Below are 13,498 nucleotides of genomic sequence, written 5' to 3' on the forward strand. Positions count from 1 at the left end.
CCATGAGACATGTGGATATCCTAAAGTGCGATCATAACATTGCTTAAACCAATTTTTTCCTATAATTGGCTAGTTTAGCATACACTTTTTTCGATAAATCCCTACCCTTGAGGAGTGATGCCGAGCTTACATAAATAACTGTTAATGATATGACTATGAAATTCGAAGAATTCTAGAGCAATCGTGAGATTGTGTTTAGTTTATTGAGGGAGGTTAGTTGCATAAAGAAGTTTCCATTTTTTACACAAATAAAAAGGTGTCAAATGGTATGATTGAAACAGATGTAGATTTGAAATAAAGACCCGATGTTTATAAAAAAGATGCGACGATTAAATTTTAAGTAGACTAAACTAATAAGAGGATATTATGTTCAATATATGAGCATATATCCTCTTTTTTCATACAAATTAGATTTATTAATTAGATATTGAAAATATAGTCTAATATGTATATGATGAACAGGAACATACGTTTGTTTTAGAGGGGTGGAGGACGTAGCGAGGTTTTCGGACCGAGCGTTATATGGATTTTGGGGAGGTGAATATTATGAGGGTACAAGAAGTTCTCCTAGAGAATAACAACAAGAGATACATATTACTGGACCGAGAGGGATTCCCTGTAATGCCAGTTATGAAATATCTAAAGTATTTAGATAAGACAAGTAAAAGCCCTAATACTCAAAAAACATACTGTTATTCCCTAAAACATTTTTTTACCTATTTAGAAGAAACTCACAAAAATTATAAGTATATTAGGTTAGAAGATTTAGTGGAGTTTGTGGGGTGGTTAAGAAGTCCTTATGAGAATTCAAAAGTTACTCCACTTCGGCAAGTGAAATCAAAGCGAACGGAAAAAACAATTAATCTTACAATTACAGTTATAGCAAACTTATATGACTACTTATTTCGAAATGAAGAAGTACAAAATGACATGATGGAAAAGTTAATGAAACAAGTGTTTACAGGGGGACACTCTCGTTACAAAAGTTTCTTGCATCATGTCAATAATGACAAGCTATCAATCAGAAACGTACTTAAATTAAAAGAACCACGCAAAAGAGTAGGTACACTTACAAAAGAACAAGTACAACAAGTATTCCAAGCAACCACTAACATACGAGATGCATTCTTAATTCAATTATTATTTGAAACGGGATTGCGTATTGGAGAAGCTCTCGCTCTTTTCATGGAGGATTTTATATTTGACCGTCAAAGAGGGCATCGGATTCGTTTAGTAGATCGAGGAGAATTAGAAAACGGAGCAAAGCTAAAAACAGGTGAACGGGAAATTTTTGTATCACAGTCGTTAATGGATTTATATGATGACTACTTGTATGAAGTGATTGACGAATTAGATTTAGATTCAAACTTTGTCTTTGTGAAACTACGAGGAAAAGATGTTGGGAAACCAATGGAATATTGGAACGTAGAATCCCTTTTTAAGCGTCTTAAAAAGAAAACAGGGATAAACTTACATCCTCACCTATTTCGCCATACGCACGCCACGAAATTCTATCAGAAAACAAAGGATATTAAACAAGTGCAAGAACGATTAGGACACTCTCAAATTCAAACAACAATGAACTTATACCTTCATCCTTCGGAAGAAGAAATCCGTGAGGATTGGGAAAAGGCACAATCTGAATTTGATTTATCGAAAAAGGAATGAAAAGGAGTTACTTGATGAAAAAAACGAAGAAAATTCTTGTGATAGAACAAGGATTTCATGAAGACTTAAAAAATATTCTATCCATCTTTCCCGAAAAAACAATACATGAAGATGGTTCGGTTACAGTTGCACAAGTAAACAATCCCTATTTCTTAGTGAATGACAAGTGGAATATCCATTTTATCGGTGAAATAAAACAGTTTGAGGAATTAGTATCAAACTATAACTATGCCAATAAAAATATTTTTTTCAGATTCACCAACCCTACAATCAACTTAGAAGTTAAATATGTTTATTATCAACAACTCTTTAACGATTTATGGACAATTAGTAGTGCTTTTAACGCTTATCAATTCCCATTAAACAAAATGGCTGAGTTTTTAAACAAAAAATATTCTGAGTTAACATCCTTATTGGATTTGGATATTGATAAAGTAGAACGAGAGTATTTGTTTTGGTTGAATGAAAATGGAGTTACTACTCATCGGCTTAGACAAAAGATAATTCAAAAAGACTTGGTTGAAAAAACACCAGCAGCAGGTATTTTAAGAAGAATTTATAATATGTTATTTCAATACACAGACAACCGAGAAGAATTTGAAAAGGACAAATGGGATGTTCGTGTTTTACATAAACGGAAAAATCATTGACCTCTCTGGTGGAGGTGGAATGATAAACCCCTTAGAAATATTTGCTACCAAGACCGATGTAAACGGTGAAAATGTCGATGAATTTGGTTCTTTTATGCAACATTTATCAAAATTAGCTAATATGGTGAGATTTCTAAATCCACAAATAACAGATATCGAATTAACAGAGTTTAAAGGGCTGCTAAGACAATTTTATATCTACAAAGGTATTCTTACTAAAAACTATATTGAAAAGCCTGATGCTGTAAAAGTAACAGGATTTAAACCAGAATACTATCCAACACTAAGTGAATTTAGTCAATATCTCCGTTCAATAAAATATAAGAATCCGACTCCACAACGTGTTAGAACGTTAGAGGTTCTTCAGATAATGATTGATGAAATGGTTGGCCAATATGCTCCATTGTTTGACGGGCATTCCACTATTGAAAATGTTGAAAATGAACAAATTGTATTTTTTGATATAGATGGAATATCTCAATTAGATAAAGAAGTATTTAATTGTCAGTTGTTTACTGCTCTTACTCTTATATGGAATCACGCATTAAAAAATGGTCGTAAAATGAAACGGTTGTTAGAAGAAGGTAAAGTCACTTATGAAGAATTAAGATACTTCATGGTTTTATTAGATGAGTGCCATAACATTATTAATTCAAATAACCTTTTTGCAGTTGAATATGTAGTTTCTTTTGAACGAGAAATGCGTAAGTTTAGCGCAGGCGTATTTTTTGCAACTCAATCCCCAAATGAAATATTGCCTGAAAATGCAAGTGATAAGAGTGTAGCCATAATAAAAACGGTATTTGAATTAACACAGTATAAAGTTTTCTTTTACCTGGATAATTCCGTTATGGGCCGAATGAAAGAAGTTTTAGGCGATTCATTAACTGATACAGAATATCAGATGTTAACCAATTTAAAAGTTGGTCAAGCGATTGTACAAACTTCTTCAAGTGACTCATATACAGTTACATTTGATCCAGAGAATGATCAATTAGCCAGATTTAAAGGCGGTCAATAATAACCAAGTATTTAAAAGGAGAAATTAGATTGGAGAATGATAGTTCATTAAGGACGATAGGTAAGACGATTAAATTTATTAAAGCTATAAAATTATTAATCTCGATTTTTAATTTAAAGATTTTACTAATAGCTCTTTCCTTATTTTTTATTATTATTATTATTATTATGGCCATTGGATTATTTGGGGGGGCTTCCTATGATCGAGGTTCTTTAGATGGAGTCAGTATGTTAAATCTATCAGAGACTACATTAAGATGGTTAGATGATGTACAAAGAGAAGCAGAAAGACAAGAAGTACCTGAATTGGTGCCATATATAATGGCTATAATTGAAGTGGAATCGAGGGGTGAAGGGAAAGATATCATGCAATCTAGTGAAAGTGCTGGGTTAGGACCCAATGGTTTCACAGACCCCATAGATAGTATTAAACAAGGAGTAAAGTATTTAAAAAATGTTAAAGCATTAGCTGATTCTTTGGGAGTTACTGATAATTTGGCTATTGTTCAAAGTTATAATTTTGGTAGTAATTACGTAAGTTATCTTGCTTCTAAAAATAAAACACATTCGATTGATCTTGCTGAAGATTATTCAAGAACGGTTGTTGCACCGAGTTTAGGAAACCATAGTGGTACAACGTATTCATATGTCAATGCGGTTTCACAAGCATATGGTAAAACGTATTTGTATAGAAATGGCGGTAATTTTTATTACACCGATTTAGTTAAACAATATGTAGGTGCTGGAAGTGTTGATGTACCTATCGGAAGCGACGTTTATCAAACGATTATGAGTGAAACATTAAAATATCAAGGGTGGTCTTACGCATGGGGTGGCTCCACTCCAAACACTGGATTTGATTGTTCAGGATTGATGCAATGGGCGTATAAGAAGGCCGGTATTTCCCTTCCTAGAGTTGCTGCTGATCAGTGGAAAGCAACAATAGAAATACCAAAGGAAGAAGCACAACCAGGTGATTTAATATTTTTTAAAGGAACATATGGAGGGCCCAATCATATAAGTCATGTTGGCATTTATGTTGACCAAACAAGAATGTACGACTCAAATGGGTCTGGTATTGGTTATCATTATTGGACAAGCTCGTACTGGATGTCGCACTTCGATAGTATTCGGAGAGTAGTTAATTAATAATAAGAATAGAAAGTGAGGATTAAAAAAATGAATATTTCAAAACAAAAAAAATTTCCTAAAGGACTATTCATTATAGTTCTTTTTTTAATTGGATCACTTATCCTTAACGCCATTCTATTTAAAAACATTCTTTCCCAAGAGGGTAATGTAGAAACACATATAAGTAATGAGTTAAAAGAAAAAGATTCAAAAATCTCTAAACTTGAAGATACTATAAAAAATTTAACAATTGATATAAAGAATAGCGATCCTGGAGTTAAAGAAAAAATATCGAATACAGAATTAGAAAGTCAAATGGCCAATAAAGATGTGGCAAGGAAGTTTATTACAGCCTATTTAAATTATGATTCCAACCAATTAAAAGAACGTAGAGAAAAAATAAAACCAATAACCACAGACAACCTATTGGATAAAGTGGCCCCGGAAATGGTTAAATCTGATTCAGAAAATCAATTAAGCTCCGACCCTACCTTTACTTCTAAAATTACCGATCTGAATTTGTATATTGACGATACTAATAAAGAAGAAAAGAGTAGCGAAATACTAGCAGACATTACATATGAAGCAAAAAGTACAGAGGGAAAAACTAAAGTAAGAAGTTTTGTTTATATGGAAATGCAAACAGAAGATGATGGAACCATTAAAGTTAAAAATTATGTCTATTATCCAGTTAATTGATATAGAAGGGGTGGAAATACAAATTGATTACTACTATCGATGATTTAATTCCTAAACATGATTATTCAGAAGACGGTTGTTATTTAATTTTTTATCATAATGTTAAACCAACTTTAACAAGAAAAATTAAAACTGAATGGTTTGATTTGAATTATGGAGAAAAGGTTGTTTGGTTACTTATTAGAGAAACAAAAAAAGATGAAGACGGAAAAACTAAATATAGAAACGTTAAATATCAAAATATAGATTTAAGTGTGAAAATCGTAAAAAAAAGCAGGGAATCAGAATGCCTATAAGAAAGGCCAGGTAGAGTTTAATGAAAAAAAACAGTCGTAAAAAAATGAGTTTAAAGGCCTTATATACTTCAAGTTTTGGTGCTTTTATTCTTGGATTTTGCATCATTTTTATTTCTCCCATATTGTCAGGAGGATCTTATAATTATGAAGAAGCAAAAATTAATGAGTATAAGACATTGAGTAATAACTTACAAATTGCATTAGTGAAAAAAGAATTTAATCCCGAAAAACAATTCATGAGAATGGATTTCTCGGTAAAAAATTCGACAAATGTAGCCTCTTTTTCGGATATAAAATATGAAATTAATAGTAGGTATATTAAAGACAGTAAGGAGCAATTAAAAACAGAAATAACCCAAATAAATGATCATTACTTTGTGGTTATTGTTAAGGGCATTCCTAAAGGATTCTCTGTACTCTCATCTACAATCGTCCCGAAGTATGTTCATCCAGAACTACAACAATATGACGATTTGGAGGAACGAAGTGTAAAAATCTATATCAATGAATCCAAAAAAATTGTAAATAATCAACTTAAAAAAGGGAATGAAAGAGATTTTAAAATTGAATATATAACCTTTCAACAAAAGGATTTAAAAGATGAAATCACCTTGAATGAAAAGGAAATTGAATCGAATAAATTGGCAATAGATGAAATAGAAAAAGAAATAGCAGAATTGGAATTGGATATGCAATATCAAACCGATGAAGAAAAATTTGAAACGAAAAATAATATTAATAGTTATAAAACAACCATTCAAACACATCAAAATGATATAGATACCTTCGTCCAAAAAGTCGAAGGATTAAATAAAAAAATTAAATTGTTAGAAGAAAAAAGAGCTTCTTTATAGAAAAAAAGTCTTTATCTATATGAATATTTCGGTGTACCTCTGGTATACCGTCACTATACCAAGACTATACCTGTGCTATACCTATTGACGATAAATTGACACTTAATCAGAAAGACAAGAAACTCAACAGGCACAGCCTGTTTGCCCCCCTTTTTAGAAGGGGCGGCACCGAGTTTCCTTATGCTCTTTTCCTAAATAACAGATCTTGAAAGAAATGAGTGAAGAAATGGATATCAAAGTTACAAATGTGGACATTCTATATATAAAAGAAATTGATCAAAAGGCAGCTGATCTATCTAAAAAATTAGGAAGAAAATTTAGCAGGAATGAATATATAAAAATGTTAATTCAGAATGACTGTGAATTAAGATTAACAAAATTAAAGGAAGATAAGTTTGACCAGGCCGTTGATAGTTTAGCTCATACGTTAGATCGTCAAACTGATAAGCTGCAAGAATTTATTAATAGTAATAATCGCTTATTTCACCTTTTGGCAAGTGGTATTGATATTGAGGAACAAGTAGGTAAGTTATGAATGTAATTGAGGAAGGGGTAGTTCTTTATGGTTCAACAGTATATAAGTAAGCATGTTCGTTTTACTCAAACACATATAGATATTATGAATGACCTTATTGAAAATAAACCAGGTATTAAAAATTATGCTGATGCAGTTAGATACGCCATTTTATCTTTAGAAGATGAGTCAATTTCTGACGATAATAAAGAAATTCAAAGGAAAATCAATTCTATGTCAAAGAGTATAGATATGTTAACGGAAATGGTCGCTGGTGGATTCCATGCGAAAGATGTTAAGGCCATTGGTAAAGCTGTAGATACCTATATCTATGCCGATGCTAAAAAGAATGTAGAAGGTAATATACAACGTTCTACAACGGTAAAATCAAGTTCAAATACACCAAACAAAACACCAAACAAAACATTCTCTCGTAACTTTCTTTGAGATTATTAGGAGGGAAATGCAATGGGTAAGCCAGGCATAATTTTAACATCGCAATTTACAACGCCGAATGCAAAAAGTTTTTCTAATTATGTTAAATATATGACGAGAAAAGAAGCGTTAAAAGAAAGAGTTTCTTCTTTAACAAATGAAGAAAAAAGGGAATTAGAAAGGATTAATCAAGCTGTAAAAAACTACGATATGAAGAAAGGAGTTTCATATCTTTCAGAGGGTGATGAAAAACAGTTATCAGAAAGACAAGAGGAAGCAAAAAAAATCATTAAATCAAAAGAGAAGTTCAATGATGATGCAGATTATATGAAATATATTTCATATATGAGTAGACAATATGCTTTAGAAAAAAAGAAAGACTTAACAGATATAGAAAAGAAAGAACTAGAGGTAGTAAAAAAAAGAGCAGCCCGTTATGATACATCAAATGAGAATGCTTATATAAATAGTCACTCTGTAAAGGATGGTGTATTCTCTATAAACAAAGAACAAATGGATGCAAAGGATATAGGCGAAGTTAATGAAATAATCAAAAATGCACAAAACAATGGTTCTGTCTTTTATCAAGATGTTATTAGTTTTGATACGGAATTCTTAATAAAAGAAAAGATATATGATCCAGTAACAAATACGTTGGATGAAAAAAGAATTAGACATGCCAGTCATAAGATGATGGATAAAATGTTTGAAGATGAAGACATACAATCCGGTTATTGGTTCGCTTCCATTCACAGAAATACCGATCATATTCATATTCATTATGGAACTGTGGAAACAAAAAATACTCGGCCGTTAATTTCTGTAGAGGAAGAAGGGGTACAATATTTAGCTCCAAAAGGGAAGAGAAAGCAAAAGACCATTGATAATATGAAAAGTGTTTTTGCTAATGCTCTTGTTAATCGTACCGTTGAACTTTCAAGAATATCTTTTTTAAGGAATACACTTGTCCAAGATATTAAAGATACATATCAACAAAAAGATAATTTAATGCAAAAAACATTATTAGAAAATTTATATGAAGAATTACCTTCAAATAAAAAATATTGGCAATATGGAAGTAAATATATTTCGGAAAACACAAGAGATAAAATAGATAAAATTACTGATTCACTTATGAAAGATAATCCACATTACAAAGAGTATTTTGAACGAACGGAAGAAGAAAGTAATTATAGAAAAGATATATTTGGTGATTCGGAACGCTCCGAAAAAGAATATGCAATAAATAAAAAGAAGGATATTCAAAAAAGACTGGGTAATTCGTTTTTAAAAGAGTTGAAAAGACACAGTGAATCCCTTAATCAAAATCGGTCCACCTATAAGGAAATAAATGAACCTCCAATGAATAAAGTTCGTATTGAAGTTAAGGAAGATATTCATAAACTAAATGAATCTCCAAAAACTGAAGTTCAAAGTAAAGGTTATCTTAGTAAAAAGAATCATAAGCCTATTATGAGTTATAAAGATATTAATCGGTTGAAAAGTGCCATTAATGATGACTTTGATAAGTATAGAGCTGAAAAAGATTTCGATCAAATGCAACAAAGAATTGCCTGGGAACAGCAAAAAAATAGATTATAAATAACTATATAAGATATATTATGAATTCAAGATAAATCATTTTAGGGGGTGATAATCATGATTGAAAGACCGATATAAAAAGGATGATGTAACAAAAAAGGAGGATAAAATATGGAAATGCAATCACAAGGAGATTTATTTATGATTGAGGAAATTGATGCGGAAAATAATGTATTAGTTTTAGCGAATTACATTTTTAATAAAAGAAATGAAGTATCAGTAACTGATGAGCAAATTAAATATTATGCTGAAGTCTTTGACGAAGCTGTTATAAATAATCTATTTCTTTTTGTAGAATATGACGAAAAGAGAGGTGTTATCGTTGGCTAATCCTAAATATAGTCGTAAAACGAGTGAACAAAGAAAACAAGAAATTAAAGATCTTTCAGAGAAAGTCTTTGTGGAGATTGAAAAGTATAGTACTTCTCCCGAAAGTCTTTTAGAATATGCTGACTTTTTATCAAGATTTCATTCTTATTCTTTAAATAATATGTCATTGATTCAGAACCAATTTCAAGGAGCTATTGCAGTAGCTAGTTTCAAAGACTGGAAGGATAAAGGGTATTCAGTTAATAAAGGGGAAAAAGGAATTGAAATTTTAAGTTATGCTCCGGTTACTTTATTTAAAGATGCTAATGGAGAAAGAAAGCAAATAAAATTTGCAACAAAAGAAGAAAAGCAATTAATAAAAGAAGGAAAGATTCCTACAACAAGGGTAAATAACTATAATAAAGGCCATGTTTTTGATATATCTCAAACTAATGCTCCGATTGAAGATTTACCCAAAATATTTCCTAATAGACAATATAATTTTGAAATTGATGATGGCAATAATGCAGCACAGTTATTAAAAGGAATAGAAGCTGTTGCGAAAGGATTAGACATTGAAATAAGAGATATGAAAATGTCAGAAATGGGTCAAACAGAGTTAGGAGCAGCAAAAGGGGCATTCATTCAAGATACTTTAGATACAACTAATAAAGAGATCTTATTAAACAGTAGAAATACACCTACACAAAACTTAGCTACAGCCATTCATGAATTGGCACACGCCAAAATGCACTATTTAGGTAGCGAAATAAGGAATTCAAGCGATACATCTACATTAGAGTTTCAAGCTGAATTAACGTCCTATATTGTTTGTAAGCACTATGGTATGGATACATCGGAAAAAGCTATTCCTTATATCGCTAAGTGGACTAATAATGGCCAAAAATTAGAGAATAAACAAAAGGCTATGGAAGGTGTCCATAGAACAGCAGCCGAATTTATTGAAGTAATGGATACGGTTATTTCGCATGAAAAAGAACAAGAATTAACAGCAGAGCAAGAACCGGAAACGTATCATGATAAACTATTTTTGATTCAGTCTAATAATGGGTTAACCTCTGATAAGTTAGATCTAGAAAATACGGAGTTTTGGAGGAAGTTAGAATATAGTAACCCTGAAGACTTTAACAAATACTTAACTTATCGTTCACTTTATCAATATGAAGAAGCACATGGTGAAGTGAAATTTGATGAACCTAAAATGTATTTACATGGTGTGTCAGATGATTTCAGGTCATTTGGCGAAGTGAATAGTCAAGATATTGAACCATATAAATATGCTGAGGTTATATATACAGTAGCTATTCCAGAAGACGGGGAAATTAAATCATTCAGTGGTAAATATGACAGTAAAGAATATGTACACCCTTTACATCACATTAAGGATAATGAGTTAGCAGACAAAGAAACGATCGTAAAACTCGAAGAAAATTGGTATAATCACCTTGCTGTAGAAGAAAGTAAACATTTTGATCAATGGCGTAATCAACACTTGAAATTTGGTGATTTCCAACCAATAGAAAAGGAAGATCCAGTATTCCCTATTGATCAGGATGAAGTACTTCACTGTGACCTTTCTGGCAAAGCAATTGCACAAGACGAAGGATATTTTCATTTTAGAAGTGGGATGATTTTATCAGAGGATGCTCATAAATTGGTTTTTACAGATAAAGAATGGAATGAACTATATGCAGATGATGAAGAAAATTATAGGACCACCTGTTTTTACGATGTAGATCAAAGTGAAATGACCAGTAAAGAACCAGAACCAATCGTAGATAACAAAAACATATATTATTACTATAATGGCCAATCGCAGCCTGTAAAGTTGGGTACAGTTTCAGACATTGTAACTGCAGCTCAAGCACAGGAAACGAATGGTCATTTTTCATATAATCAGGAACTCATTAAAGATTTCACTTTTGCTAAAAGTGAAAATAAAACAGATTTTAATGAACGAATGCAAAAACATGGCGTATTAAAAAATCCTGGTATTAAGGACTTTGAAAAAGTAAACGAAAGATTAGGTTTAGATAATAAACAAAATTTATCCAACTTACAATTAAGTACTGATATTAGTAAAAAAGCACAAATGGCCTTAAGTCATCAGATGGAGAGGTGATTTTACCAAAATGGAGGATTCATTTGGAGAGGTAAATATTGATAAAGTTAAATTTTTTCAAGTAACGGAAAAAGAAGTGGTAGCTGCTGGCGATATTCATGAAGCAGAAACTTATTTTATGAGTTTATTCAATATGAATAGAGATGAGGCATTTTATTACTTTCAAAGCAAAGAGTTATCATTTAATCATGTCTTATTAGATAGTGGCCGATCAAAAGTTACTTTAGGTGAAATAGCTCAAAGTCATTGGGAAGGACCACCACTCCTTATTTTATTGGAACAATAAATTAACAAAAACAAAAAAATTAAACAAGAAAGATAATGAGAGCCTTTTTACATGGTTCCTTTTTATTTTGAAAAGGATCAAATAAATAACGTTTAGGTCACAGATTAAGTTCTTGTGGCCTTTTTTGATTCAAAAGGAGGAAAAAATGCAGTATAGAACACACTTTGCAACATCATTAGTTGCGACATTACCAATAATGGCAGCTACAGATACATTGACCATAGGAAGTGTTTTAGCAGTGGCCCTTGGAGCTGTATTTCCAGATATAGATGAACCTCATTCGTGGATAGGCTGCAGAACAAGAGGAATTTCAGATGTATTAAATAAGGTTTTTGGTCATAGGGGTATAACGCATTCTTTGGCGGGAATTTTAATCGTTTTTTTAACAATAGTCTAATGGTAGGGTTATCCGATTTTAAGGCTATTATAGGCCTATATTTCATTCTGGGATATATATTACACATTGTTGAGGACAGTTTCAGTAAATCAGGGGTTAAATGGTTAACTCCTTTATCAGATCAATGCTTTCAATCTGGAATGGGTGTTGTTTGGTATCGAACTGGAAGTATTGTGGAAAATTTTATCTTTCTTGGAAGTGTATTAATTTTGATACTACAAATAAAAACATTAGATTTTAGTATCGCTTCCTTTACAGGTTTTAATCTAACCGGAGATTTAGGAAATTTAATAAATCAAGCTAAATCGCTTATAGGTTTGATTAAATAGGAGGGGATTTTATGTATACAAAAGAAGATATAAAAAAAGCTGAAACAATAGATATTATTGATTTTTGTGATCAAAATAGCATTGATGTACAAAGTGATAATGAAAGATATTACCGATTGGTAGAGCATGATAGCTGTGTTATAGACAGAAGAAAAAATGTTTTTTACTGGAATAGTAAAGGAAAAGGTGGAAATATCATCAATTTTGTTCAAGAAGTTGAAGAAACAAACTTTATGGGAGCTATGAATAAGTTGCTTGATGAAAACCACGATTATCAAAAAAATGAAAATGTAGAGTTTGTAGTTGTTCCTTATGAATATTCGCCTGAAAAAGAAGTTGAGAAATTCGATAAAGCTAGAGATTACTTAATAAATGTAAGGAAAATTGATGCAGAACTAGTAGATGATTTACATGATAAAGGGTTAATTAAACAAGACAAATATAATAACGTACTTTTTCTTTGGAAAGATTACGAAAATATAATGGGTTGCAGCGAACAAGGTACCATTAAATCCGAAAAATTCAAAAGAGGAACTTGGAAGTCCGTACACAAAAATTCCACTGCTAATTATGGATTCAATGTAAAAAATGGAGAACCCAAACACTTAAAATTTTTTGAATCATCTATTGATCTTCTTAGCCATGCTACCTTAAATAAAAAAAAACTAAAGGATACCTGGTTAATCAGTATGGAAGGTTTGAAGCATAATACTGTTTATAATTATGTATTAAAAGCAAAAGAGCAATTAAAGGACACACCAGAGAGTGTTTCGCTTTGTGTAGATAATGATAAGGCAGGAACAACCTTTGTCGATAAGTTAAGTTTGTTAGAAGTTAAAAGAAAGGATGGTACTTCGTATTCGATGAAACAAGAACTGCCGACAAAAGGTAAGGATTGGAACGAACAATTAAAATTGACAGTTAAAAATCGAGAAGAATCAAAAAAGAGAATATATAAACAAAAGCAATTAGAACGTTAATTTTATTGACATTTTTTGAGTTGGAATATATAATATTTGTTATATTAAATACGGTAAGTTTGTCGCTACTCCTTAAGCGACTAATAAAAAAGGAGTCGTTTTTCCTAATGACGACTAAGAAGAAGGGATCGCAAACCCCGCCTGCGATTAATAAAATCAGGGCTTGTAAGGTATATTGAGTTATA

At 31.5% G+C, this 13,498-nt stretch carries 14 protein-coding genes and 1 pseudogene; all 15 read left to right on the forward strand.

Features of this window, described 5'->3' with window-relative positions; translation table 11 throughout:
* Positions 1–546 precede the first annotated feature (546 nt).
* The 15 genes and pseudogenes from J7I96_RS26880 to J7I96_RS26950 all read left to right on the forward strand — a co-directional run bounded on the left by J7I96_RS26880 (position 547) and on the right by J7I96_RS26950 (position 13,313).
* Positions 547–1,668: a tyrosine-type recombinase/integrase gene (locus J7I96_RS26880; protein ID WP_214923989.1), complete on the forward strand. Its 1,122-nt coding sequence runs from the start codon at positions 547–549 to the stop codon at positions 1,666–1,668.
* A gap of 14 nt (positions 1,669–1,682) precedes the next feature.
* Positions 1,683–2,318 (forward strand): hypothetical protein, encoded by a 636-nt coding sequence (locus tag J7I96_RS26885; protein ID WP_214923991.1) that lies wholly within the window; start codon positions 1,683–1,685, stop codon positions 2,316–2,318.
* Between the two features lie 19 nt (positions 2,319–2,337).
* A complete protein-coding gene (locus J7I96_RS26890; RefSeq protein WP_214923993.1) occupies positions 2,338–3,339 on the forward strand; it encodes an ATP-binding protein in 1,002 nt (333 codons plus the stop codon).
* A gap of 29 nt (positions 3,340–3,368) precedes the next feature.
* A complete protein-coding gene (locus tag J7I96_RS26895; RefSeq protein ID WP_251029264.1) occupies positions 3,369–4,487 on the forward strand; it encodes a bifunctional lytic transglycosylase/C40 family peptidase in 1,119 nt (372 codons plus the stop codon).
* 30 nt (positions 4,488–4,517) lie between these two features.
* A complete protein-coding gene (locus J7I96_RS26900) occupies positions 4,518–5,168 on the forward strand; it encodes a conjugal transfer protein (protein ID WP_214923995.1) in 651 nt (216 codons plus the stop codon).
* Between the two features lie 23 nt (positions 5,169–5,191).
* A complete protein-coding gene (locus tag J7I96_RS26905) occupies positions 5,192–5,464 on the forward strand; it encodes a DUF5513 family protein (RefSeq protein WP_214923997.1) in 273 nt (90 codons plus the stop codon).
* 20 nt (positions 5,465–5,484) lie between these two features.
* Positions 5,485–6,318, forward strand: coding sequence for a coiled-coil domain-containing protein (locus J7I96_RS26910; RefSeq protein ID WP_214923999.1), 834 nt, complete (start codon positions 5,485–5,487; stop codon positions 6,316–6,318).
* 226 nt (positions 6,319–6,544) lie between these two features.
* Positions 6,545–6,853 carry a hypothetical protein gene (locus J7I96_RS26915; protein WP_214924001.1) on the forward strand — a complete coding sequence of 103 codons (309 nt, stop codon included), beginning with the start codon at positions 6,545–6,547 and terminating at the stop codon, positions 6,851–6,853.
* A 27-nt stretch (positions 6,854–6,880) separates the two neighbouring features.
* Positions 6,881–7,279 (forward strand): hypothetical protein, encoded by a 399-nt coding sequence (locus J7I96_RS26920; protein ID WP_214924003.1) that lies wholly within the window; start codon positions 6,881–6,883, stop codon positions 7,277–7,279.
* Positions 7,280–7,300: 21 nt separating this feature from the next.
* The gene (mobP2, locus tag J7I96_RS26925) at positions 7,301–8,869 is read left to right on the forward strand and encodes a MobP2 family relaxase (RefSeq protein WP_214924005.1); all 1,569 of its coding nucleotides are present in this window, start codon (positions 7,301–7,303) and stop codon (positions 8,867–8,869) included.
* 111 nt (positions 8,870–8,980) lie between these two features.
* Positions 8,981–9,199 carry a DUF5511 family protein gene (locus J7I96_RS26930; RefSeq protein WP_214809949.1) on the forward strand — a complete coding sequence of 73 codons (219 nt, stop codon included), beginning with the start codon at positions 8,981–8,983 and terminating at the stop codon, positions 9,197–9,199.
* Positions 9,192–11,321: an ArdC-like ssDNA-binding domain-containing protein gene (locus J7I96_RS26935; protein ID WP_214924008.1), complete on the forward strand. Its 2,130-nt coding sequence runs from the start codon at positions 9,192–9,194 to the stop codon at positions 11,319–11,321. The genes J7I96_RS26930 and J7I96_RS26935 overlap by 8 nt, the downstream gene beginning before the upstream one ends.
* A gap of 10 nt (positions 11,322–11,331) precedes the next feature.
* Entirely contained in the window at positions 11,332–11,607 is a 276-nt protein-coding gene (locus tag J7I96_RS26940; RefSeq protein ID WP_214924010.1) for a hypothetical protein, read from the forward strand.
* A gap of 196 nt (positions 11,608–11,803) precedes the next feature.
* A pseudogene (locus J7I96_RS28945) lies at positions 11,804–12,333 on the forward strand (metal-dependent hydrolase).
* Between the two features lie 11 nt (positions 12,334–12,344).
* Positions 12,345–13,313: a DUF3991 and TOPRIM domain-containing protein gene (locus J7I96_RS26950; protein ID WP_214924013.1), complete on the forward strand. Its 969-nt coding sequence runs from the start codon at positions 12,345–12,347 to the stop codon at positions 13,311–13,313.
* The last annotated feature ends 185 nt before the right edge of the window (positions 13,314–13,498 follow it).

This window comes from Bacillus sp. ISL-78, assembly GCF_018613455.1.
In the GTDB taxonomy this organism is placed as follows: domain Bacteria; phylum Bacillota; class Bacilli; order Bacillales; family DSM-1321; genus Peribacillus; species Peribacillus frigoritolerans.

What these genes read in the sequence shown, in the direction of transcription:
- mobP2 (WP_214924005.1), top strand. Translation starts at nt 7,301, where the DNA reads ATGGGTAAGCCAGGCATAATTTTAACATCGCAATTTACAACGCCGAAT.
- J7I96_RS26880 (WP_214923989.1), top strand. Translation starts at nt 547, where the DNA reads ATGAGGGTACAAGAAGTTCTCCTAGAGAATAACAACAAGAGATACATA.
- J7I96_RS26885 (WP_214923991.1), top strand. Translation starts at nt 1,683, where the DNA reads ATGAAAAAAACGAAGAAAATTCTTGTGATAGAACAAGGATTTCATGAA.
- J7I96_RS26930 (WP_214809949.1), top strand. Translation starts at nt 8,981, where the DNA reads ATGGAAATGCAATCACAAGGAGATTTATTTATGATTGAGGAAATTGAT.
- J7I96_RS26910 (WP_214923999.1), top strand. Translation starts at nt 5,485, where the DNA reads ATGAAAAAAAACAGTCGTAAAAAAATGAGTTTAAAGGCCTTATATACT.
- J7I96_RS26920 (WP_214924003.1), top strand. Translation starts at nt 6,881, where the DNA reads ATGGTTCAACAGTATATAAGTAAGCATGTTCGTTTTACTCAAACACAT.
- J7I96_RS26900 (WP_214923995.1), top strand. Translation starts at nt 4,518, where the DNA reads ATGAATATTTCAAAACAAAAAAAATTTCCTAAAGGACTATTCATTATA.
- J7I96_RS26950 (WP_214924013.1), top strand. Translation starts at nt 12,345, where the DNA reads ATGTATACAAAAGAAGATATAAAAAAAGCTGAAACAATAGATATTATT.
- J7I96_RS26940 (WP_214924010.1), top strand. Translation starts at nt 11,332, where the DNA reads ATGGAGGATTCATTTGGAGAGGTAAATATTGATAAAGTTAAATTTTTT.
- J7I96_RS26915 (WP_214924001.1), top strand. Translation starts at nt 6,545, where the DNA reads ATGGATATCAAAGTTACAAATGTGGACATTCTATATATAAAAGAAATT.
- J7I96_RS26890 (WP_214923993.1), top strand. Translation starts at nt 2,338, where the DNA reads ATGATAAACCCCTTAGAAATATTTGCTACCAAGACCGATGTAAACGGT.